Source organism: Cyanobacterium sp. Dongsha4 (assembly GCF_036345015.1).
Lineage (GTDB): Bacteria > Cyanobacteriota > Cyanobacteriia > Cyanobacteriales > Cyanobacteriaceae > PCC-10605.
Genome location: NZ_CP084098.1, coordinates 1,115,786 through 1,140,450, shown reverse-complemented (window position 1 = coordinate 1,140,450; position 24,665 = coordinate 1,115,786). Strand labels below are relative to the sequence as shown.

At 35.2% G+C, this 24,665-nt stretch carries 13 protein-coding genes and 1 tRNA gene; 8 read left to right on the top strand and 6 right to left on the bottom strand.

The annotated features are described in order from the left end of the window. Positions 1-11 precede the first annotated feature (11 nt). Positions 12-2,210, top strand: a complete 2,199-nt coding sequence (locus Dongsha4_RS04845) for an MASE1 domain-containing protein (protein ID WP_330204600.1) — start codon at positions 12-14, stop codon at positions 2,208-2,210. 93 nt (positions 2,211-2,303) lie between these two features. After that, positions 2,304-3,017 carry a hypothetical protein gene (locus tag Dongsha4_RS04840; protein ID WP_330204599.1) on the top strand — a complete coding sequence of 238 codons (714 nt, stop codon included), beginning with the start codon at positions 2,304-2,306 and terminating at the stop codon, positions 3,015-3,017. Between the two features lie 147 nt (positions 3,018-3,164). Here the strand turns inward: Dongsha4_RS04840 and Dongsha4_RS04835 are convergent, their stop codons facing one another. Next, positions 3,165-4,424, bottom strand: coding sequence for a hypothetical protein (locus tag Dongsha4_RS04835; RefSeq protein ID WP_330204598.1), 1,260 nt, complete (start codon positions 4,422-4,424; stop codon positions 3,165-3,167). Positions 4,425-4,554: 130 nt separating this feature from the next. Here Dongsha4_RS04835 and Dongsha4_RS04830 point away from each other — a divergent pair. Continuing rightward, positions 4,555-4,629, top strand: a tRNA-Arg gene (locus tag Dongsha4_RS04830). A gap of 157 nt (positions 4,630-4,786) precedes the next feature. Here Dongsha4_RS04830 and Dongsha4_RS04825 read toward each other — a convergent pair. The 3 genes from Dongsha4_RS04825 to Dongsha4_RS04815 form a co-directional block, all read right to left on the bottom strand. Then, positions 4,787-5,254 carry a YbjN domain-containing protein gene (locus Dongsha4_RS04825; protein ID WP_330204597.1) on the bottom strand — a complete coding sequence of 156 codons (468 nt, stop codon included), beginning with the start codon at positions 5,252-5,254 and terminating at the stop codon, positions 4,787-4,789. An 800-nt stretch (positions 5,255-6,054) separates the two neighbouring features. Beyond that, positions 6,055-6,873 carry a helix-turn-helix domain-containing protein gene (locus Dongsha4_RS04820; RefSeq protein ID WP_330204596.1) on the bottom strand — a complete coding sequence of 273 codons (819 nt, stop codon included), beginning with the start codon at positions 6,871-6,873 and terminating at the stop codon, positions 6,055-6,057. 89 nt (positions 6,874-6,962) lie between these two features. After that, the gene (locus Dongsha4_RS04815) at positions 6,963-7,697 is read right to left on the bottom strand and encodes a pseudouridine synthase (RefSeq protein WP_330205391.1); all 735 of its coding nucleotides are present in this window, start codon (positions 7,695-7,697) and stop codon (positions 6,963-6,965) included. A 172-nt stretch (positions 7,698-7,869) separates the two neighbouring features. Here Dongsha4_RS04815 and Dongsha4_RS04810 point away from each other — a divergent pair, with 172 nt between their 5' ends. From Dongsha4_RS04810 to Dongsha4_RS04790, 5 genes are all read left to right on the top strand, one after another. Beyond that, positions 7,870-8,586 (top strand): DUF2993 domain-containing protein, encoded by a 717-nt coding sequence (locus Dongsha4_RS04810; RefSeq protein WP_330204595.1) that lies wholly within the window; start codon positions 7,870-7,872, stop codon positions 8,584-8,586. A gap of 163 nt (positions 8,587-8,749) precedes the next feature. Next, positions 8,750-10,072 (top strand): CmpA/NrtA family ABC transporter substrate-binding protein, encoded by a 1,323-nt coding sequence (locus tag Dongsha4_RS04805; RefSeq protein ID WP_330204594.1) that lies wholly within the window; start codon positions 8,750-8,752, stop codon positions 10,070-10,072. A 205-nt stretch (positions 10,073-10,277) separates the two neighbouring features. Next, positions 10,278-11,102 (top strand): nitrate ABC transporter permease, encoded by an 825-nt coding sequence (gene ntrB, locus Dongsha4_RS04800; protein WP_330204593.1) that lies wholly within the window; start codon positions 10,278-10,280, stop codon positions 11,100-11,102. Between the two features lie 194 nt (positions 11,103-11,296). Continuing rightward, positions 11,297-13,294, top strand: a complete 1,998-nt coding sequence (locus Dongsha4_RS04795) for a nitrate ABC transporter ATP-binding protein (protein ID WP_330204592.1) — start codon at positions 11,297-11,299, stop codon at positions 13,292-13,294. 223 nt (positions 13,295-13,517) lie between these two features. Beyond that, a complete protein-coding gene (locus Dongsha4_RS04790) occupies positions 13,518-14,513 on the top strand; it encodes a nitrate ABC transporter ATP-binding protein (RefSeq protein ID WP_330204591.1) in 996 nt (331 codons plus the stop codon). 110 nt (positions 14,514-14,623) lie between these two features. Here Dongsha4_RS04790 and Dongsha4_RS04785 read toward each other — a convergent pair whose 3' ends face one another. Both Dongsha4_RS04785 and Dongsha4_RS04780 read right to left on the bottom strand, forming a co-directional pair. Further along, positions 14,624-17,962, bottom strand: coding sequence for a response regulator (locus tag Dongsha4_RS04785; RefSeq protein WP_330204590.1), 3,339 nt, complete (start codon positions 17,960-17,962; stop codon positions 14,624-14,626). A 163-nt stretch (positions 17,963-18,125) separates the two neighbouring features. Then, positions 18,126-24,251: a PAS domain-containing protein gene (locus Dongsha4_RS04780; RefSeq protein ID WP_330204589.1), complete on the bottom strand. Its 6,126-nt coding sequence runs from the start codon at positions 24,249-24,251 to the stop codon at positions 18,126-18,128. Positions 24,252-24,665: the final 414 nt, after the last annotated feature.

Genomic DNA, 24,665 nt, shown 5'->3' with positions numbered 1-24,665 from the left:
CCTAATCAACGATGATATTTAAAGCAAAAAACCTCATCAATGGTTTTGAGATTAGAAAAATAGGCAATCCTTTTGTCTTACTTCTCTTCGCCCTACTATATTATGCTATTTCCCTGTTATGTCGTTGGTTAGCATCGACTCCCGATTCCGTTACCCCTGTTTGGTTTCCCGATGGCTTTGCCGTTGCTTTTGTCTATTTATGGGGTTATAAAGTTTTACCTAGTGTGTTTTTAGGTTCATTTTTAGCCAATTTTTGGGCATTTTCTAACCTTAATAATTTTTGGTCTGTTATATCTTATACTATCGCTATTAGTATTATGGCATTGGGAACAATGTTTGGTACTGGTGTATCTGCTTATTATCTTCGCCATGGCAATCGCAAAGAATCTCCTTTACAAAATCTACAAAGAGTAGGAAAATTTATCTTTTTTTCTGCTTTATTAGCACCAATATTAAATGCAACTTTTGGTATTAGTATTTTATTTTCACAAGGAAAAATTAGTTCAGACTTGATAGTTTCTTCATGGTTTACGTGGTGGATTTCTAATATTACAGCAATTCTGCTCATAACCCCTTTATTTTTTACTTGGAAAGACTGGCTATATTTTAATCACATTAAAAATTTTACTTCTTTTAAAAGAAAATTAAATAGTTTAATTTATAATGATATAAACAACACAAAAGAACTTATATTTTTTGTTTCTATAACTATTATTTTTGTTTATTTTACCTTTGACTATTCTTTACATTTAAAATATTTTTTATTACTTCCATTAGTCTGGTGTACTTTTAGATTTAAGGCTTTAATTGCCAACCATTTTAGTGCGTTAATTTCAATTTTATGTATCAATAAAACTATCATTAATATCTCTATTTTAGATGGTGTAAATAAAGAACAAGCCCTTGTTGACTTACAAATTTTTATTACGGTAATGGCTTGTGTTAATTTATTAATTATTGCTTTACTACACGAAAGAGATAAAACCCTGCAAGAATTAAAATTATCTAGGAATTATTTAATTGAAAAAAATATTGAATTAGAGAAAACCAAGCGAGAAGCAGAGGTTGCTAACCTAGCGAAAAGTAATTTTCTAACCAATATGAGCCATGAATTAAGAACACCTTTAAATATTATTCTAGGAACAACACAAATATTCGATAACATAACAGCTTTAACAGAAAAACAAAGACATGATTTAAGGGTAATTCACGAATCGGGAGAACATTTATTAACATTAATTAATGACATTTTAGACTTATCAAAAATCGAAGCAGGGAAACTATTTTTAGAAGAAAAATTAGTAAATTTTAAGGATTTTCTTACTTTACTAGAAGGAATGTTTAAAGTAGCCGCCCAAAAGAAAAAGTTAGATTTTATTATTGAACACAGTCATTTTTTACCTGTTACTATCAAAATAGATGAAAAAAGATTAAGACAAATACTAATTAATATTTTAGGGAATGCTGTTAAATTTACCCCTCAAGGAAAGATTATTTTTAAAACTATTGCCATTCCAATCTCTGAAAATAAAGTTGAATTAAATTTTGTCGTTGAGGATACAGGCTTGGGTATTCCTTCAGACAAATTAGAAAAAATTTTCATGGCATTTGAGCAGGTAGAATCAACTCGTTTACATTCTCAAGGCACAGGTTTAGGATTAGCAATCAGTCAAAAATTGATTCAAATGATGGGGGGTAAAATCGAAGTTAAAAGTACCTTAAATCAGGGCAGTCTTTTTTCTATTAGCTTAGAAGTTATAGCAGAAAAAAATGAGATTCTCAAAACTGATGAAAAGATTTATTCACCGCCGTCTAACCTTGAGCAATTTAAAAAGAATATAAAAATTTTGTTAGCAGAAGATAATCTTGTCATTCAAAAAATAACTGTAAAAATTTTGTCAAAATTAGGTTATAAAATAGATTTAGTAAACAATGGACAGGAAGTATTAGATAGATTAAATGAGATAAAATATGAGATAATTTTTATGGATGTGCAAATGCCCATTTTAGATGGAATAACTGCCACCCAAAAAATACGAGAGAAATGTACAATAAAACAATCACCCTATATTATTGCGATGACAGCAAATGCTATGGAAGGGGATAAAGAAAAATGTTTAGCAGTGGGAATGAATGATTATATTTCTAAACCAGTAAAAATAGAGGATATTTGCAATGCCCTGAAAAGTTATTATCAATGGCGAGGTTAAAAATAATGAAAAAATACTAAGAAGTTCAAGTTAAATCAAGAATTAAGTTACCGTTACTGAGATAATAAAGTATAGAACTACATCAGTTAAAGAATGTCAAAAGTTATCATTATCGTCAATGCTCAAGTGGAAGGAGGTAAAATTAGTCCTAATGCCCCTGTGGCGGAGAGGATGGCTAGAGCTTTAGCGAGAGGGGTGAAAAAGTCTAATTCCCATTCAGAAATTGAGATTGTTAGTGGTGCCGATTTGTGGTCAAAATCTCTACAGTTATCATCCCCTTCATCTAACTTAGTATATTGTCCTTTGACGATTAAATTACCCGATTGGTTTGTTTTTCCAGCACAGAAGATTTATTTTGCTTGTCGTGAATTAGAAAAAAGACGACAATGGGTAGAAAAGAATTTTGGTTATCACACCAGTCAAGATAATCAATATTTAGGGGATTTATGGTTGCCTATTATTTTTACCCATGAAAAATTGATTTATGGTTCAGTAATTAGTGAAGGAATGATTCCTAACGACTATCAGCAACCTTGTAATTTATCTCCAGATATTTTCCGAAAACTGTGTCATTTAGCTGATAATTTATTAGATTCTATCGAAGCAATTCCCTCTGTTTACCTATTGCAATTTCGTTTATTAGAGCAACAGATAATTTTTGACCGTCTTTGGCCTTTCCCTGCCACACCTGCGATCGCATCTATAGGTACACAAGAACCAGATTTATTTACCTGTCATTGGCATTGCTTATCTCATCAACCCTTGTCTGAAATAATTTATCCTTCGATGGTGATGAAACAGAAGTAAGGGATTGGGGGATTAGGGTATTAGGGAAGACAAGAGTTCGCTTTGCTCGTACACTCCTTTAAGTCGTAAACGGAGTTTTTAATTCCTAATCCTTAATTGCCCTTTACCCCTTGCCCTTTTAACGATGTTAGTAATAACTTTTACCGATTATTGATTATCAGAATTATTCATTTCCTCCTGCTGACTTTCTTTTGTTTCTAGTTCTTGGCTTATGTTTTCTTGCTCATTTTGCTCCTCTGTTAAATTTGCGGTAGGTTCAATTTCTTCTTGCGGTAAAACATTTTTATCCTTTTCTACCTCTATGTTTTCTGGCTTATATTCATTCACAGAAGGTTCGACTATATCCTCCGCATCTTCAACTAATTCATCCTCTATGACTTCTGGAGTTAACTCTTCTTCCACAATCTCCGATTTTTCTTCTTTCACTTCTTCTACTTTTTCCTCAACAATTTCTTCTTTCTCTTGACTATTCGCCTCTTGTAACCCTTGATAATCTTTTAGGGCAATAGCTTTCACCTTCTCTAAACTAATTTTATCTGTCACCAATTTAGCCAAGGTATCCTGAAAGGAAAGATCATAATTTATCGCCCTTACTGTACTATTAAAAGCATTCTGAATCACATTACCATTTTCGTCAATATACTCTAACTTAACCCAGTTTTGACCTTCATTAAAACCAGTTAGATAAATGGGTTGCCACGTATCCAATAAAAAAGATTCTCCGTTAATAGTGACTCTGATGCGCCAGTCAGCAATATCATCCGCAGGATTTTCTTGGGCAACCACATGAAGGGGAGCATTAGTTAAATAAAAGTCTAACATAATCGGCTCTGCTCCATAAGTGCCTTGAGGTCTGCTATAGGTGAGTAAAGGCTCATCTTGAGAAGGATTATTGTCTTCAGTAGCAGTAAAAACATGAAAAGTTGTTTGAGCGTAGGCTGTGGGATTTTTAAAACTTTCATGCCATGGACGAGAAGCAAAAACCCTAATAGTATGAGTACCGGGGGCTAAACCTTCCAATATGATAGGTTCACTTGCACTATAAATAGCTTGATAAGGTTGATCATCTAGGAAAAAATGTAAATGAGGTCCCATTCCTAATTCTTCATCCTTAAATATATCTAACCCCTTAACCTGTAAACTAACAGTAACATCTTGAGAATTAATGATTTCATCTATTTGAGGGGAAAGAATCTTTACCTCTGGTTTAGTTTGACTAAAGTTTTTATTTAATTCTTGAATTAGTCTAGGGGGTGCAACTTCACTGATATTTTCCACCCTTGGAATCGGAGACTTTGATTCACTGTTGAAGGCTTGAACACTTTCGATCGTATCACTACAACCTACCAATGTCCAACTGAAAAAAATCACAGTTAACCAAGATAAAATTTTGATTCGACTCATCATAATCTTTGATTGTAAAAATTGATTAATAACTAATCGGGAAATTTAATCTCCCCCAATTACCAGAAAAAATTGTTCAAGACCCGATAAATTAGCTAAACTAGAATTATCTTCTTTACAAAACTTAAAATTTGGGGCTGTAGCTCAGATGGATAGAGCAAGCGCCTCCTAAGCGCTGTTAGCAACGGTTCAAGTCCGTTCAGTCCCGCTTTAATTTGGATTAAATCAGAATTTTGCACCTACTCGACACATCTTTTAATTAGTTAAAACAAAGTAAGAGAATTCAGTTTTCACCATAACCGAAATAACCGAAAAAAGTAAATCTGTTAAATGTTGTCATGTTGATGAAAGATGTAGATTCAATGTTACAAATATTTAGACTGTAACTCCTCATCATATTCATCTGCCAGAGTTGCCACTAAGGTAATAGCACGGGATATTTCACTGGCAGAAAGGTCATCAACTGTTCTTTGAGTGGAAAGCACTATTTGATTATTAAAAATACCGAAATTTGTTTCAAAAGTTCCACTCCAATTCATTTCTAATAATACACGCATTAATTCAGCTTCATTTTTTGCGGGTAAGGGTAAAACAACAGACCAAACCGTGAATAAATCTTCGTCTGTTTCTCCTGTCAACTGTACAAATACTTCTACTGTGCCATATTGAAATTTCCAGATATATCCCTCATCAGTTTTTTGCACCATGGCACTATCGTTTTCTTCCAAACTGTAAATAACAGTTTCTATTTCGTCTTTATGACTGATTTTAGAGGGGGTAAAATCTTCTAAATCGCTAAATTCCTGATTGATTTCAAGTTCTGGAGTAGTCATAGTTAATTATGTATATTCAATTAAGATTTATTGTATAGTAGTTTCTTGTTTTATACCCACCCCCGACATTCGTTTTTCAACAATCCCTACTTAAACTCAGTTTGGTTTAAGAATACCGAGTAGGTGTCGGGTGTCAGGTTTTAGGGAGAAAATTCTTTTTTATCTTAACTCCGAACTCCGTTCAAGACCCAGGGCTGTTTCATTCTAAAATTTTCTGGTTAAGGCAGGGAATACTTGAGTTCGGAGTTCGGAGTTCGGAGAGTTCGCTGCTCTCATGCACTCCCTTCGGTCGTGAACGGAGTTAAAAGTAATAATTATTGACAAAAAAGCTGAATAAATTGATTTTCAATGAGTTTTTCCTAAATTTAATAATTTTTTATTCCAAAATTGGCTCGATGATAACTCGAGGGCGCTTTATTTTTCGATACTTTTTTCATCGAACTCAGGTAGGGAATAGGCACTCTTGCAATGGGCAATAGTTTTTAATGGTTTATGGTTGGTTATAAATTGATAATCTCAACATTTTTAACTACTTCTTAATCCTCAAAGCTCTAAAACCCTATATTCTTTTACTGGCAATAGTTTTAGCGTTTTTGTATTTCTACTTTGAAACAGCCCTGAGATTAGTTAGGGGGATTAGGGTATTGGGGGGAAATTTCTTTTTTATCTTAAATTTTAACTCCGAACTCCGAACTCCGAACTCCGAACTCAAATTATTGCTCTTTTCGCTATCACTCACAGAACAAAATTTATCCTGAACTCAGGTTACTTAATTTCACAAATTTCACGATTCACAAATTTCACGATCTTTTTGGTAGTTCAAAAGTAACCTCCTCAACTTGCCCCAATTTTCCTAATTCTTTTGCTTTTTGCTCGTTTAAACTAATCATTACTCCTCCTGCGTTACCTGTGCGAATGGTTAATTTTTCTTTTGCTATCCATTCTTTCTCTGTTCCTTGATTTAAAATTCCTTCGTAAACTGGTTTACCATCAACAATTATTCTTACCCAAGCATCTTGTTTAACGGTGAGTTTTAAGTTTAATTCTTCTGGCTCGGATTTAACTGGTTCTTCTTTTTTTTCTACGGCAGGAATGGCTTGGGGTTGTTTATTTTGCTTGGTGGAATCTGTTTCTACTATTTTTGTTTGGGGTAGTTTAGTTTCTTGAAATTCTCTAAATTCTAAAATATTGCTCAAACTTTTAATAGAAAATAGGATTAAAAATAAGTAAATTAGATATAAATATTTAGGAGATAGTTGAATATTAAACTTAAAGTTAGATGATTTTTTGAGATGTTTTTTTTGTACTTTTTGATTATTTTCTAAGGGAAAATTGTTACTTAATTCTTCTCCATTTATCTTTAAGTAATTAGCATATTTTTTGATAATTTGTTTAATAAAAACAGGTTCAGGTAAATGAGTTAAATCTGCATTCTCGATCGCGTTTATTGTAGTAATAGGAATATGAACTTGATTACTGATAAGTTCTTTACTATAATCTAAATCCAGTCTTTTTTGTTTTAGTATCTGACCAATTTCTTCTAATTTTGTTTTTCTGATAGCGTCGTAATCTATAGTTTCAGAGGATGATTTAGAAGCAAAAAATCGAGGGAATAACATAATTGTTACTAGAAAGATAAAACAGTATAAAAAAATTAATTAAATTAGTTGGGATAATTAAACGGATTAAGTAAGTAAAATAAGGACAATTATTGAGAATGTAATTGTTTTAGATAATTAACTTCTTTTGTGGTTAGATAGCGATATTCTCCCGTTGAAAGAGCCGAAACATTCAAAAATGCGATCGCACTTCTATGTAAACTAATTACAGGATAGCCAAAAAGTTCGGCAATTTTTCGGATTTGTCTATTTCTTCCTTCTGTGAGGGTGATTTGCATTTGAGTTTTCTGCTCATCTTGGTAATTAATATTAATCTCTGCTGGGAGAGTTTTTTTCCCTTCCCACATAAACCCCTCTGCCCATTTCTTGATGAATCTATGGGGGATTTTACCTCTAAGTGTCACTGAATAGGTTTTGGGATGATTATACCGAGGATGAGTTAAATGAACAGTTAATGCACCATCATTAGTTAATATTAACGCTCCAGTGGAATTGCGATCGAGTCTTCCCACAGGATGAATACCGCAACCCATTCTTAATTCTGCTGGTAACAAATCCATAACTGTTTTTCTTTGACGGGGATCATCGCAAGTACATATATATCCTTTTGGTTTGTTGAGTAATAAATAAATTAAAGATGGTTTTCGCTGTGGGGTTAACAACTTTCCATCTACCTCTATTTTATCTCTTTGAGCCGAAGCAAGATCACCTAATTTCACCGTGACACCATTAACTTTTACCCGCCCTTCTAAAATCATTTTTTCCCCTTCTCGACGAGAAGCAATACCCCATTCCCTTAAAATTTTTTGTACTCTTTCCATAATTGGCTTATTTTAATTAGACTAAAAAGTCTCAATCCCTTGTTTGTTTTTAGTTATTCTTCATCAACAATTAGTTTGTTGTGATTAATTCACCCTGCTAGTTTCAATTATCAATTAATCAATGATAAAATTCAAAGCTCAAACCAAAAATTTAATAACTATATCCTGAAAGCTGATGGTAAAACATAAATCAGAGATTATTTCTCACATCCTTACCCCTGCTATTAAACTATGGGTGCGATCGCAACTGCAAGAAATTGAAACATTAAACATAGAAATTCATGCAGGAGATAGACAAATTTTAAGAGGAAAAATAGAGCGAGTTTTTCTATCAGCAGAAAAAGCCAACTATCAGGGAATTTATATTAATCATGCCCAAGTAAAAACTGAAGAAATAGCAGTTAATTTAGGAGGCATATTAAGAGGAAAACCATTAAAATTATTACATCCTATTTTTGCAGAAGGAGAAATTAAACTAAAGAAAAAAGATATTCAAAAATCATTAGCTTCAAAATTGCTAACCCAAGGATTAATAGATTTATTAGCTTTACTATTAGATTATAAAGAAATAAACAATCCAGTATCAATCTTAGAAAAATATAGCTTTTATTGGCAAAATATTAGTTTATATACAGAAAAAGTGATTATAAAAGGACAAATAAAAAATCAAAAAGAAGAATTATCAGATATAAATATTACCACTGGTTTAACCTTGAAAAATGACCATACTTTACTTTTTAATCCCATTGAAATTAACAGCATTTTATTCCCAGAAATAGTAGTTATTAAAGAATTTGAAGTAGATCTAGGAAATGATGTTGCTATTAGCAATTTAATCCTTAATGAAGAGGAATTATCCTGCCAAGGAAAAATCAAAATTGTTAGTGATTAACCATTATTTTTCATCAATATGCAGATTTAGAATAAATAAAATTCATTTACTGCAAATTTTCAAGAAAATGTGACTAAACATACAAAATAAAGAAAAAATAAAGTTTTAAATTTATGTACATCAAACTTAAGAAATGTTTAAATTACTTAGAAATTTATAGTTCATGTCCAAACTATCCCGACGTAAATTTATCTTCACCACAGGGGCAACAGCCCTAACCACTGCAATTTTACACGGTTGTGCCCAAGGAGGGGGAAATCAAACCACCACTGAAAATACCACTCCTGAAAACACCCCCGTTATTTCTCCAGAAGATGCACCCGAAGTAACTGGAGCAAAATTAGGCTTTATCGCCCTCACTGATGCCGCCCCCTTAATTATCGCTAAAGAAAAGGGTTTTTATGCAAAATACGGGATGCCTGATGTCGAAGTAATTAAACAGGCTTCTTGGGGAACAACCCGTGATAACTTAGTTTTAGGTTCAGCTAGTGGCGGTATAGATGGAGCCCATATTTTAACCCCCATGCCCTACTTAATTAGTATGGGAACTGTAACTGATGGTAAACCCACTCCAATGTATATTTTGGCACGGTTAAACGTCAATGGTCAGGGTATCATGTTGGGAAATAACTATAAAGATCTTAAAGTTGGTTTAGATACATCCCCTCTCAAAGAAGCATTTGCCAAAGTAACTGATCCAAAAGTAGCAATGACATTCCCCGGAGGAACTCATGACTGCTGGATTCGTTACTGGTTAGCCGCAGGTGGATTAGAACCGGGTAAAGAGTTTTCCACTATTGTTGTACCTCCTGCTCAAATGGTAGCAAACGTTAAAGTTAATGCAATGGAATCATTCTGTGTGGGTGAGCCTTGGCCTTTACAAACCGTCAATCAGGGAGTAGGTTATCAAGCAATTACCACAGGGCAACTTTGGAAAGACCATCCTGAAAAAGCCTTTGGTATGCGCAAAGATTGGGTTGACGCTAATCCTAAAGCCGCTAAAGCCCTATTAATGGCTGTGTTGGAAGCTCAACAGTGGTGTGATAAGCCCGAAAATAAAGAGGAAATGTGTCAAATTGTCTCTAAACGGGAATGGTTTAAAGTACCTTTTGAAGATATTATCGATCGCTCCAAGGGTATATATAACTTTGGTAATGGAGACCCAACTTTTGAAGATACAGAGTTAATGCAAAAATACTGGACTGATAACGCTTCTTATCCTTACAAGAGTCATGACTTATGGTTTTTAACAGAAAATATCCGTTGGGGTTATATTCCTGCTTCCACTGATACCAAGAAAATTGTGGATGAAGTTAATAGGGAAGACTTATGGAGAGAAGCGGCAACGGCTTTAGGTGTGCCTGAGTCGGAAATACCTAGTAGCCCATCTCGTGGGGTTGAAACCTTCTTTGATGGTGTCACATTTGATCCAGAAAATCCTCAAGCCTATTTAGATAGTCTCAAAATCAAAGCTATTAAGGCTTAACATAAACTTCACATCAATAATCCTCAGTTAAGGTAGGCAAGAGGCGAGAGGCAAGGGGCAATAATTATGAGTATTATTTATTTTCTATCAACCAATAAATAATATAAGTAAAATGCGTCTAACTTACTTCTCTTTGCCACAACAACTTAGCTAAAAATGATCACCTTATATTTTATTTTTTATTCAAATCATTCCTTTTTTAACTATGGCTAATTCTAGTATTAATTTAAAACTCCGCAAAAAAAATCCCCTCAGCTTTTTGTATTCTAAAAAAGTAATTCGTCCTGCGGTTGCTATCATCGTATTTTTAGTAATTTGGCAAATTGTTTGCAGTGGTGAATCCTCAAATTTACCTAGTCCTGTTCAGGTTTTTGAAGATACTTATCCGTTAATTATTGATCCCTTTTTTGATAATGGCGGTACAGATAAAGGGTTGGCAATTCAAATTTTTGCCAGTTTAACAAGAGTTGCGATCGGATTTTCTTTAGCGGCAATAGTTGGGATTGGTTTAGGTATTCTAATTGGGGCAAATAAAGTTATTTATGATGCGGTAGATCCTATTTTTCAAGTATTAAGAACTATTCCTCCTCTTGCTTGGCTACCCATTGCTTTAGCCGCATTTCAAGAAGCAGAACCCTCGGCTATTTTTGTTATTTTCATTACTGCTATTTGGCCTATTATTATCAATACAACCGTAGGAGTACAAAAAATTCCTCAAGATTATACTAACGTTTCTAGGGTGTTAAAATTATCTAAAACTGAATACTTTTTTAACATCTTATTTCCTGCTTCAGTTCCCTATATTTTCACTGGTTTAAGAATCGGTATCGGTTTATCTTGGTTAGCAATTGTGGCCGCAGAAATGTTAATTGGTGGTGTGGGTATTGGCTTCTTTATTTGGGATGCTTATAACAGCTCTTTAATGAGTGAAATTATTATTGCTTTAATTTATGTTGGTATAGTCGGTTTATTGCTAGATAGATTCGTTGGTTTTATCGCTAGTATTGTTGTTCCGGGTGAACAAAAATAGATAACGAGTTCGGAGTTCGGAGTTCGGGGTTAGGAGTAGGGAGTGGGGAGTGGGGAGAGAGGGAGGCATGGGAAGCATGGGGAGAAATTAAAAAATATCTTACTCATTAATGCCAATGTCAGAGAAATAAAACCTGAAACCTGAAACCTGAAACCTGAAACCTTTTAATTATTATTAATTATTCATTAAAAAAGATGTCAAATTTTATTGAAATTGATCACGTTGATAAAATATTTCCTCTGGCTAATGGTGGTGAATATATTGCCCTAAGAAATATTGATTTTTCCATTCAAAAAGGTGAGTTTATTTCTCTTGTGGGACATTCTGGTTGTGGTAAATCAACGCTGTTAAATATGATCGCAGGTTTACTCAATCCTACTCATGGGGGAGTTATTCTTGAAGGTAAGGAAGTTACTGAACCCGGTCCCGAACGCATGGTAGTATTTCAAAATTACTCTTTGCTACCTTGGTTGACGGTTAGGGAAAACATCGCCCTTGCGGTTAATCGAGTTTTACGTCATTATCCCGAAGGAGAAAGAAAGGCAATTATCGAGGAAAATATTGCTCTTGTCGGATTAAGACACGCCGCTAATAAGCGTCCTAATCAACTTTCTGGGGGGATGAAACAAAGAGTTGCGATCGCACGTGCTTTGGCAACAAAACCAAAAGTATTACTATTAGATGAACCTTTTGGGGCGTTGGATGCTTTAACTAGAGGGAATTTGCAAGAAAGTTTAATGCAGATTGTGCAGGAAAATCATGTAACCTGTGTCATGGTAACTCATGATGTGGACGAGGCATTATTATTGAGCGATCGCATTGTCATGTTAACTACGGGGCCAGAGGCTCATATTGGGCAGATTCTCGAAGTACCAATCCCCCGACCAAGGCAACGGTTAGAAGTGGTAAATCATCCCAGTTATTACAGTCTCCGTAATGAAATCGTTTACTTCCTCAATCAACAGAAGCGATCGAACAAAAACAAAGTTACTGCTAGTCCTCAAGTAATTGCCCGTAACGGTTTAGAAAAAATTAATCTCAATATCGGTTTTATTCCCTTAACCGACTGTGCACCTTTAGTTATTGCCAAAGAAAAAGGTATTTTTGCTGAATATGGCTTAGAAGAAGTAAACCTTATTAGGGAGGATTCATGGCAACATATCGCTAGAGGAGTAGCCGAAAAACGCCTTGACGGGGCGCAAATGGTAGCAGGAATGCCTCTTAGTATGACTGTGGGAGCAGGAGGTAAAACACCTATTCCCATCATCACTTCCCTTGTTTTAAGTCGTAATGGTAACGCTATTACCCTAGGGAAAAAATTTCAAGAAATGGGAGTTACCGATGTTCATGGGTTAAGGGAAATTATCCATCAAACTCCAGATACTGTACACACATTTGGCATGGTACATCCCGCTTCTATGCACAACCTGATGTTGCGTTACTGGTTAGCTTCGGGGGGAATTGACCCTGATAATGATGTCAATTTAACGGTGATTCCTCCTCCACAGATGATAGCAAACCTAAAAGCAGGTAATATTGACGGTTATTGCGTCGGCGAACCTTGGAACTCTGAGGCAGTTTTACAGGACGTTGGCTATGTCATTGCCACTGATTTGGACATCTGGGCTAGTCATCCAGAAAAAGTATTGGGAGTGAGAGAAGATTGGGCTCAAGCATATCCGCAAACTCACTTGGCTTTAATTAAAGCATTGATAGAGGCTTGTGCTTACTGTGATGATCGCCGTAATCGAGAAGAAATTGTGGAAATATTAGCTCGTCCCGAATATGTAGGAGTTGAGCCAAAATATATTCGCCCCGGTTTTGTTGACCCTTACAATTACGGCACGAAAATTGAACCCCTGTTGAGGTTTAATCAGTTTCATGTCGATCGCGCCAACTGTCCGGGGAGAGTAGAAGCCCTCTGGATTTTAACTCAATTAGCAAGATGGGGTTATACTCCTTTCCCCCGCAACTGGGTAGAAATAATCGATCGAGTTCGTCGCCCCGATTTATTTGGGGAAGCCTGTCGTCAATTAGGTATTCCAGACCTAGAGAGCGATCGCACCTCCTTCCAACTCTTTGACAAGATGGTATTCAATCCAGATGACCCCATCGGTTATTTAGAAAGATTCACCATCAGCCGTGATTTTGAAGTATCGGAAATCGAAATTAACGCAGGAGTCAGGAGTTAAGGTTCTGGGAGAACGCTCGAGCGCTCGTTCCGCAAAGCGGCACGGAGTTCGGGGGAGAGGGAAATGAGGTGATGAGGTAAGGGGGGCAAACAAGTAGTGAGTGTTCGGAGTTTTTAATTCTTAATTCTCAACTATTTACTATTCACTATTTACCTTTGATCTTTCTCCCTTTTACTTTACCCTTTTACTTTCTTAATTAACACTTATTCACTACTAAAACGCCATGCAAAGTTTAATGAATACTGAGGAAAAAACTACTACTTTAGCCAAAACAGAATTTTTAACCATTGAAGATATTTCCAAAGTGTATCCTACTGCCAACGGAAATTACACAGTTTTGGAAGGAGTCAACCTAACCGTTAAGGAAGGAGAATTTATCTGTGTTATCGGACATTCGGGGTGCGGTAAATCAACTATGCTTAACATGGTTTCAGGTTTCAATCAGCCCACCACTGGTAAAGTAACTCTCAAAGATAAAGTAATTGCTGAACCCGGACCCGATCGCATGATGGTATTTCAGAACTACTGTCTGCTTCCTTGGAAAACGGTCTATGAAAACGTTTATTTAGCGGTTAATGCAGTTTATCCTGACAAAAATAAACAGGAAAAAGACACTATTGTTAAAGAGCATTTAGCAATGGTTGGTTTAACCGAAGCCGCTCAGAAAAAGCCTAATCAAATCTCTGGGGGTATGAAACAAAGGGTTGCCATTGCCCGTGCCTTGGCGATTCGTCCTGAAGTTTTGATTTTAGATGAACCTTTTGGGGCGTTGGATGCTATTACCAAGGAAGAGTTACAAGAGGAATTATTACAAATTTGTGCTGAACACAATTTAACGGTAATGATGATTACCCATGATATTGATGAAGCTCTCTTTTTGTGCGATCGCCTCGTGATGATGACCAATGGTCCTAGTGCAAAAATTGGCGAAATTCTTGATATTCCCTTTTCTCGTCCCCGTAATCGTTCCCAAATCACGGAAGATCCTAGATATTATGAATTACGAAATTATGCTTTAGATTTCTTATTCCATCGTTATGCCCATTCAGAAGACCCAACGGAGGATACCATTGAACCCGAACCAAAAAATAATAAACTGAAAATGGCGGGTATTGTTGGCGGTATTGTTATAGCTGCGATCACAGGTTTTGCCCTTTTCCAAAGTTTTACAGGAAGCAATACAGAAACCCCTAATCGTACTGAACAGTTAAGCAATTGAAATCACTTTTTCATTAACCTAGCTGAGTTCAAAGTTTTTAATTAACACGAACCTTAATACCTGAAACCTAAAACCTGCCCTTATTTAGATATTCTTAAACCGAACAGAGGTTATAATAAAGCCTCAATTTTATCAACTAATTCTCGAAGTCGTAAGGGTTTACTCATATAGCTATTCGCTCCTGCGTTTAAGCAACGTTGTTCATCTCCTTCCATGGTTAAGGCGGTGGCGGCGATAATGGGTATATCCTTAATATCTTCATCTTGACGAATAAGTGCGATCGCTTCTAAGCCGTGCATTTCAGGCATTTGAATATCCATGATAATTAGGTCAGGATGTTGAGTTTTAGTTATTTGTACCGCTTGTAAACCATTTTTAGCAATTAATAGTTTATAGCCTTTGGCTTCTAAATAATCAGAAATAGTGAGAATATTACTTTCTTCATCATCTACTAACAAAATCACCGAAGGAGTTATCATCCTATCTTCTATGGGGAATTTTTCTTGCTCCTTGATGGAAGATTGAGGGATATTACAATAATTGGAGGGAAGATCGAAATAAAAACAACTACCTTTGCCTAACTCGCTTGATACTCCTACATTTCCTCCATGAAGCTCAACAATTTGTTTCACCAACGATAAACCTAAGCCTGTACCTGTATATTTACGATTTAAGGCACTATCTATCTGAATAAAAGGCTTGAATAACTTTTCTGTATTTTCCGGGGCAATGCCAATACCCGTATCAATCACCGCAATGTGAATAAAGGTTTTTATGATATTAGGATTATTCTTCACATTATCAGAAAAATTGGGGGAAATATCCTGTTCCCTTTCTTGATACTCACTCACCTGTAAGGTAATTTTTCCTCCTTCTGGAGTGAATTTAACAGCATTATTGAGAAGATTAATTAAGGCTTGACGAATTCGTCTTTGATCTATTAACAAATAAGGTAATTCTGGGGGTAAATCCGTGACGAGTTGAATATTTTTTTTGTGGGCTTGTTGTTGAAGAAAAGTTAAAGCTGATTGACATAAACTGCTCATATCCGTAGGACTACAATCAAGGGTTGTTTCTCCTGCTTCAATTTTGGCAATGTCTAAAATATCATTGATTAGGGTTAATAGATGAGTCGCACTACTTTCTATGGTTGCGATCGCCTTTAATTGACGAGCATTTAATGTACCAAATACTTGTTCGGTTAAAATTTCCGAGTTACCAAGAATAGCATTAAGAGGAGTGCGTAATTCGTGACTCATATTAGCTAAAAATTCATCTTTAAGGCGTGTTGCTCTGATTAACTCTTGATTACTTAGATATAGCTGGATTTCTGCTTTTTTGCGATAGGTAATATCTTGTAATGAGCCAAACAATCTCACACAAACACCGTTTTTAAACTCTGGATTACCAATGGCTCTTACCCAAATTTCTCTTCCTTTTGCCGTGATAAACTCTAATTCGAGATCCCAATTAAATCCCCTTTCTATGCCCCATTGAACCGCCCGACGAATTTGCTCTCTATTTTCTCCTTCTTTATAAAAATCAAAGGCTTTATCTAAATCAAGTTCACAGTCTAAGGGTAATTCATGAATTTCTTTTGTCATCCTAGAAAGAGATAGTTTTTGATTGATAAGATTATATTCCCATGCTCCAATGCGCCCTAAGTTACTCATCATTTCCAGCATTTCTTGCTGACGGGCGATTTTTATTTCTGTCTGTTTCCGCTCTGTTACATCTAAGACAATGCCAATGTATTTAATAATTTTTCCTTCTGGATTAAATATCGGCTTTCCTTTTGTTTGAATATAGCGAATATTATTTTCAGTAGTAATAATCTTTAAGTCGAGATCAAAATCTTGACCCTTTTCAACGGCTTTTAAAACTAAATCTTGATAAAGCTCTATATCATCTGGGTGTATTTTGACAATACTTTGATCAGGACGAGGTACGGGCATTATATTTTGAGCTTCATAGATATTGTATAGTTCTTCTGACCAAATCACCTCCTGAGTGATAACATTGTATTCCCAATTACCCATATTGGCTATTTTTTGGGCTTGGACTAAAATTTCTGTTTTTTCTTTGACTTCTTGTTCTAATTTGGTTGTATATTCACGTTTAAATTTGTCCGCTTCACTAAGGTTTAACATCATGTGATGTAATGAATCTGAGAAGCTAGATATTTCTTCAATATAAGATAGCGGTAGTGATGGAGGTTCAGATTTAGGATTAAAATTATCAGCAATGTGGCTTAAATCTGATAAAGAGCGAGTTATTTTGCGAGAGGTGATAATACTACTGATAATTGCGATAATTAAAGCGATAATAGATAAAAAAACTGTATGGTAAGCATTATCTTTAATGGTATCGAGAAATTGAGATTCGGGAACAGCAATAATAATGAGCCAATCTAAGCCGTGGGAATCTTGATAGGGAATAACAGCAGAGTAGTAATTCTGATTCTCAAATTTAATCTCAAATAGTTGTTTGTGCTGAATATGATCTAAATTAGTTTTATTTGCTTTTAGTTTTTCTGCTAGGGGGTAAAGAATCCCATTGTCTTTATTATCAAAAGCTGAAATACGCTCAAATTTGATCTTAAAATTTTCTTGCTGTGGCGGTTGGGGAATATTATCTATTTGATAATGAAAAGGAGTATGGTGATAGGAGTCGGCAATTAGTAAGCCGTTGCGTTCAAGAATAAATATTTCTCCGTGTTGATTAGTGGATAATTTTTTTAGGAATTTATTTAATTGACTAAGAGATAAATGAACTGAAAATACCCCTTCTATGGCTTGGGAAGAATTATAAAAAGGGGCATAAGCGTTAATGGTTAAGATGTTAGTATTGCCAATTTGAAAAGGTTGAGTCCATCCTTGCTGATTAGATTTAACTGCATCAAGATACCAAGGGCGCTTTCTCACATCAAAATTATGGAGGGTTTCTAAATAGCGATCGAAGTTTCCGTTTTTGTCAACGGTATAAAGTTTAAGGCTGTTTCCTGTGGGGGTAATCTCGGATATTCCTGCTTCTAGGGGTAAATCGGTGGGTTTAATCATCGTTATTCCTTTTTTTATTTCTTCTCCATCAACTCGATGAATGGTTCTAAAATCTCCTTTTTCTGTGCCTAGAAGTAGGCTGGTAATATTGGGGATTTGTTGATGCTGAAGGATTAAGTAACGATGTAATTGATCTAAGTTATTCAGATTAATCACCCCTGATTTGAGGGCAGAAATGTTTAATTGGTTGATTTGATGGGCTTGTTGTAAATAGTTATCTAATTCTTGATCGATGCGATCGCCCGTATCATTCATTAAATGTTCTACTAAATTATTAACTGCTTCACGACCACTACGATAAGATAAATAACCCACTATCCCCACGATACCAATTACTTGAATGGCAAATTGTAGGGATAATAAGATATAAAGTGGTATTTTTTTTGACATGATTCAGTTGAGTTCGGAGTTCGGAGTTTGGAGTTGATGAAAATGGGGAGTAGGTTTTTTTTAGTAGGGGAGTAGGGAGTAGGGAGTGGGGAGTGGGGAGAAATATTTATTTAACACCTCTGAATTTTATACTGTTCCCTGTTCCCTGAATTCTGCAAGAAATCTATTGTAATAAAGTCTCGATTTTATCGATTAATTCTCGGAGTCGTAAGGGTTTACTCAGGTAGTCATTTGCTCCTGCATCTAAGCAACGTTGTTCATCTCCTTTCATAGTTAGGGCGGTGGCGGCAATAATGGGTATATTCTTAATGTTTTCATCTTGACGAATAGCTGCGATCGCATCTAAGCCATCCATTTCAGGCATTTGAATATCCATAATAATGACATCTGGATGATGATTTTTAGTTAGGGATAAAGCCTCTAAACCATTTCTGGCGATTAGGAGTTGATAACCTTTCGCTTTTAAATAATCTGTCATAGTTGAAATATTATTTTCGTTATCTTCAGCCACAAGAATAACCCTAGAAGTAGTATTTAATTGAACGGAATTAGAAACATTTTGCGATGGTGATGCAGGACTTTGACTTAAATTACAAGAGGCAAAAATATAAGGTAAATCAAGATAAAAACAACTACCTTTTCCTAGTTGACTCTCTACCCTGACACTACCGCCATGAAGTTCTGCAATTTGCTTAACTAAAGATAATCCTAAGCCTGTACCCGAATATTTACGATTTAAGGCACTGTCTATCTGGATAAAAGGTTTAAATAGCTTTTCTATATTTTCTGGGGCAATACCAATACCCGTATCAATCACCGCAAAACGAATAAAAGTTTTCATGATGTTATTCTCTTCTCCCGTTACTAAAGATTCCTGACTCCTTTCTTCTTTACATATACTGATTTCTAATGTGATTTTCCCTCCCTGTGGGGTAAATTTCACCGCATTATTAAGTAGATTAATCAGGGCTTGGCGAATGCGTCTTTGGTCTAATGGTAAGTAAGGAAGATTATCAGCAAACCGAGATTCTAACTGAATACCTTTTTTTTGGGCTTGTTGTTGCACAAACACTAAAGCGGATTGACTCAAATTTTTAATGTCGGTGGACACACATTCTAGGGTGATTTGTCCTGCTTCTATTTTGGCAACGTCTAAAATATCGTTAATTAATGATAATAAATGATTGCTACTGCTTTCAATGGTCTTGAGAGATTTGATTTGTCTGTTATTGAGTTCTCCAAAAACTTGTTCTGTGAGAATTTCGGTATTACCCAAAATAGCATTAAGAGGGGTTCTTAATTCATGGCTCATATTGGCTAGAAATTCATCTTTGAGACGGGTTGCTCTGATTAATTCCTGATTACTTAGGGCTAATTTTTCCTCTGTTTTACGGCGATCGCGATCGAGCCTATAACCTTCAATGAGGTTACTACAAGTCACTAAAAACGGTTGTAAATAGTCAACAATAGATTGATCATAACCACCAAGACGATTAGCAATACCAACGATACCAAGTAATTGGTTTTTGTTAAAGAAAGGTAATCCTAAAAAAGCATTTAAAGGGGGATGCCCGTCAGGAGTGCCACCACTACGGGGATCGGTTTTTGGACTATTGGTAATCACTGGTTTGCCCGTCATAATCACTGCCCCAAATAGAGTATTCATATTGCTGAACTCCATTCCCAGCTCATAATTTTCCTCATAGAATTTCTGGGTTTCTTCATTCCAAGCAATATTAGTAATACTATGGGTTTTGATGTAAGGTACTCCTTTTATTTTCAAAAAAGTTTCTTTCATTTCCGCACTACCATCATCTCTAAATAAAACCTCTCCAATAAAGCCATATTCGCTGTCCGTTAATTCCAATAAATTAGCCAATAGGTCTTCAAAAATAGTCAGACGGTTTTCAGCAGTGATAAATTGAGATTGAGCATTACTAATACATTGCAGGAGATGATTACTGTTTTCTAGGGCGTTAATGAGAGTTTGCTTTTCCGCTTCTGTTTTGAGCTTTTCGGTTATATCTCTGGCGGCAGTATAGAATAAATTACCGTCGGAAGCACTACGCCACTCAATCCAACGATAGCTACCATCAGCACAACGATAACGATTAACAAAGTAGGGTAATTCGACATTGTTTTTGAGATGTTCCATCGCATCTAGGGTCTTCTGCACATCATCTGGATGAACATAGTCAAGAAATCTTGAGTTTTCTAAGTCTTCTATTTTATAACCGAGAACATTCTCCCACTGGGGATTAAGACGGAGAAAATAACCATCAGCATTGGCGATACATAGTAAATCTAGGGCTAGGGAGAAAAAGCGATCGAGTTCTTGGGTTTTTCGTTTTAATGCACTCAAGGCTTTTTTACTCTCGGTAATGTCTTCTAATATACCTTCAATGGCGATCGCATCTTGTTGATCATTTTTCACCACATGATGGCAAACACGAATTATTTTTTCTTCCCCTGATTTGTGGGTAAAAGACATATCAAATTCATCTAATAGTATATCTTCGGCATTAAGAATTAACGATGTGGATGTCAAGGCTCTTTCTAAGCTAGTTTCATGCCAGTTAACCGCTTCCACCCACGATTTACCAATTATCTCCTCTTTAGTTAGTCCAAAAATTGATTCTATGCCACCGCTAACGTAAGTAATAACATCTTCTAGGGTATGACTAAAAATAACAAAGTTATTACCTATTTCTTCCACCAAGCGTTGAAAATTATTTTTACTTTTAAGCAATTCCTGCTCCATGAGGATGCGATCGCTTATATCCGTATTCGTGCCAATCATTCTCGTGGGATTACCATTTTCATCCCATTCCACAAACTTACCTCTTGCTAAAATCCATCTATAACTGCCATCTTTACAACGGAGACGATGTTCTGTTTGATAAGTGGGTATTTCACCATTGAGATATTTTTGCGCCGTATTAAGGGTTACTTCTTTATCATCAGGATGAATACGGTTTTGCCAATCCTCGACACTATTTCCCCATTCTCCAAGTTCATAACCAAGGATTTCCATAAATTTAGGAGAATAATAGGTTTCGTTAGTGATTAAATTAACATCCCATACTCCATGACTTGCACCATCAAGGGCAAATTGCCAACGAGCTTCACTTGTTCTTAAGGCAGTTTGAATGGCTTTTTCTTGGGTAATATCCTTAAAGATGGTTAAAACTCCAATAATTTCTCCTTGGGAATTTCTTAAAGGTACTTTATTACTCTCAATCCATCTTTGTTTTCCATCAACTGTTACCGTTTCCTCAAAGCCTAACATCGGTTTAGCTGTCGTCATAACGATGGAATCTTTTTCTTGATAACGTTGTATTTCTTCAGGAGGAAGGGCAAAATCTCCATCACTCTTACCGATAATCTCCTCTTTTGTGGATAAATTTACAAACTCCAAAAATTCACGATTACAACCTAAATATTTCGACTGTTTATCTTTCCACAGTACTGGTAGAGGTATAGTATCAAGAATAGTTTTAATAAATTGTTGAGATTCACTAAGTTGTTTCGTGCGCTCATTAACTTGAGATTCTAAGGTTAAATTAATGGTTTGTAGTTCTTCCTCCGCTCTCATACGGATAAATTCCGCCACAGCACGGGGTGCAAATACATCCAAAATCCTTTTAATCTTTTCAATGGTTTCATGGGGTGTTGGCTTATCATTAAGAACACAAATTGTTCCTAAAATCTCACCTTTATTAATTAAGGGAATACCCACATAACTCTCGGCTTTGATGGCTTCTAAAAAGGGATCTGTGGGGAATTTCTGAGCTACTTTTTCTGTACAATAATAATATCCTTCCTTCATAGCACATTCACAGGGGGTATTTTGGAGAGGAATAGTATCATCAGCTTGTAATTTTCCTTGATAACAATAGGCTAAACTTTCAAGCATTTCCCCCTTAAGTTTGCTAATAACGACACAGGGTTGCTCAACAGATAAAGCAATGTTAGTAACAAGGTTTTCAAAAAACTCTTTCCCACTAACGGCAGTGGAAGTTCCTTGAATGATATTTTTAATGACGTTTTCCGCTATTTGTTGCTCTGTAATGTCCTGTACTGTACCAATGGATTTAATGGCGTTACCTTGTTGATCTCGGTAGGTTTCACAATGTTCTCTTACATATTTGACTCTACCATCTGTCATAAGTAAACGATGGACAATGTTATAGTAAGTATCTTCCCTCAAATGTTGTTGAAAGGCTTGATCTACATAGGCACGATCATCAGGATGAATAAAATCAAAGAAATTAGTATAGTTAGGAGGAGATTGTTTGGGATCTACTTCAAAAATATTATAAATTTCATCTGACCAATAAATATTACCCGTAATGGCATCGTATTCCCAACTACCAATTTTGGCGATTTTTTCCGCCTGACGGAATAAGGATTCTGTTTTGGCTAATTTTGCTTGAGTCTCTTTTTTCTCGGTAATGTCGATGGCTAAACCAACCCAATATATTTGCCCATCTGCCAGTTTTTCTGCTCGACAATGTCCTTGTAACCATTTAATTTTGCCTGACGGAGTTATAATTCTCCACTCATGGAAAAATAAAGAATCATTTTCTAAGCAATATTTTACTCGTTGATAATGTTCTTCTATATCTTCGGGATGAAATTGTTGAAAAATTAGACTTCCATCTTGCATTACTTCCTCTACACTTAACTCAAAAATAGAGGTAACTTCTTCACTGATATAGTCAAACTCAATACTTCCATCTTGTTGTTGACGGGAAAGATATAAAATACCGGGTAAGGTTGTGGCTATTTTCTCAAATCTGGCTTCGTTTTCTTTGAGTTGTCGTTCGTTTATTTTGCGATCCGTTATATCTGTTATGCTACCAACAAAACCAATTATTTTTCCTGAAATATCTCGATCGAGGATACATTGAACATAACCCCAAACAATATCACCATTGGGATGTAAAAAACGGCACTCCTGCTCACAAGGTTGATGATAATTAACTAAGTTTTCCCATGCCTGAAATACTTTTTCCCAATCTTCTGGATGAATAATTTTTTGCCAACCAATACCATCGGCTAATTCTGGGGTTAAGCCAGTGATTCGACAATACTGCTCGTTGACATAAGTACAATTTCCCCGTAAATCATTGCGAAATATCCCCACTGGTAAAATTTCCATGAGGTTTCGATACTGCCTTTTTTGTCGCTGTAATAATTTTTCTGCAACTATACGTTCATAGATTTCTTTTTGTAATTTTTGATTAATTTCACTTTGATAAATTGCGATGGCAACTTGATAACTAATTTCTTTTAATAGCTCTACATCTTCTAATTGCCACTCTCGATAAGTTTCACATTGATGACCGATAAGTAAGCCCCACAGTTCTCCTGATACTTCTAGGGGGACAATCAAATTAGCTTTAACTTGATATTGTTCTAATAATTGAATGTGACAGGGGGTGTAACCTTGTTCATAAATGTTATTGGTAATAATGGGGTCTTTTCCTTGATATAAGTTACAAACTTGATCTTGAAAACAACTATCTTCTACATAATTACCTAAAGCACTGCTAAATTTTTCATCTACTGATTCAGCAATAATTTGTCCTCCCCAATGACCTTCAAATTTATAAATTAAGATGCGATCGCACTTCATGAAATCTCGAACTAGGTTAACGGTGACATTGAGGGTATCTTCTAATTTAATGGTGTTGTGAATTTGTGAAGTAATTTGATAAACTAATTTTTCTCTTTCTAACCTTTTATATAAAGAATCAATTTCCCACTGTTTTTCTTTTTCCGATGACATTATGGAACTATAATTGTCAAGGTCATTGTTAGACTCTTTTAAAAGCCCTTCTTGTTTTTGCCGAGATTGATAACAAACTTTTGCCACATCTTCACAACTTATAAATCCCTCTAAATCTCCCTCTTGATTAACAATGGGCAAACAACTAATATCACTTTCCTTGAAAATATTAATAATTTCTTCAACATTTCTAATTCTTTCCCTCTCACAAATTAGCTTCGGAATCTCCATCACTTCCCTAACCAAGATTTCTCCCTCTCCATCATGATTAATACATAGTTTACATAGAGCTTTGTAAGTAATTATGCCTACGAGTTTTTCTTGATCCGTGACAAATAAATAATCATGGGTATTAGGCTGAGATAGATTAAATTGCGGAGAAGATGCGATCGTACAGTGCCACTTCGTAATCGCATCCTCGATACTCACATCAGGGGAAACAGTATAAAAACAAGAAATAATAAGAGACTGTAGTTCCAAAAACTGATAAGTCATAGAAAATAAAGAAGAATAATAAATAGATTTTTCAAGAAAGAGCAAAAAAATTAACACAGACAACAATTAAAGAAATTCTTTTGCTAATAAAGGTCAGCTAAGATTTCCCATTTTAAACAGCAAAAAAAACTTAATTAAAGTTAATATTCACATTGAATAATTTTTTAAATATCTATTTATATCCTATCAAAAATAATTAGATTAGACACAATAATTAAAACTCTTAAGCATTCTATTTACTCTTTTTAATAAATGTTTATGTAGAAATACATAAGTTGAATATAAATTTAGTTAACTTAGTTTACAGGAAATTTATAAATTATTAGCAAATACTTAAGGGAATAGGCGGATAAAACTAAGTATGTTCACAAAAGCAAAAGAGATTTTATCATTACAATGCTGAACTTTAGATGA

Coding starts and splice junctions, on each gene's coding strand:
- Dongsha4_RS04780 (WP_330204589.1), bottom strand. CDS start 24,251: ATGACTTATCAGTTTTTGGAACTACAGTCTCTTATTATTTCTTGTTTT.
- Dongsha4_RS04825 (WP_330204597.1), bottom strand. CDS start 5,254: ATGACTACTCCAGAACTTGAAATCAATCAGGAATTTAGCGATTTAGAA.
- Dongsha4_RS04785 (WP_330204590.1), bottom strand. CDS start 17,962: ATGTCAAAAAAAATACCACTTTATATCTTATTATCCCTACAATTTGCC.
- Dongsha4_RS04790 (WP_330204591.1), top strand. CDS start 13,518: ATGCAAAGTTTAATGAATACTGAGGAAAAAACTACTACTTTAGCCAAA.
- Dongsha4_RS04835 (WP_330204598.1), bottom strand. CDS start 4,424: ATGATGAGTCGAATCAAAATTTTATCTTGGTTAACTGTGATTTTTTTC.
- Dongsha4_RS04840 (WP_330204599.1), top strand. CDS start 2,304: ATGTCAAAAGTTATCATTATCGTCAATGCTCAAGTGGAAGGAGGTAAA.
- Dongsha4_RS04795 (WP_330204592.1), top strand. CDS start 11,297: ATGTCAAATTTTATTGAAATTGATCACGTTGATAAAATATTTCCTCTG.
- Dongsha4_RS04805 (WP_330204594.1), top strand. CDS start 8,750: ATGTCCAAACTATCCCGACGTAAATTTATCTTCACCACAGGGGCAACA.
- Dongsha4_RS04820 (WP_330204596.1), bottom strand. CDS start 6,873: ATGTTATTCCCTCGATTTTTTGCTTCTAAATCATCCTCTGAAACTATA.
- ntrB (WP_330204593.1), top strand. CDS start 10,278: ATGGCTAATTCTAGTATTAATTTAAAACTCCGCAAAAAAAATCCCCTC.
- Dongsha4_RS04810 (WP_330204595.1), top strand. CDS start 7,870: ATGGTAAAACATAAATCAGAGATTATTTCTCACATCCTTACCCCTGCT.
- Dongsha4_RS04845 (WP_330204600.1), top strand. CDS start 12: ATGATATTTAAAGCAAAAAACCTCATCAATGGTTTTGAGATTAGAAAA.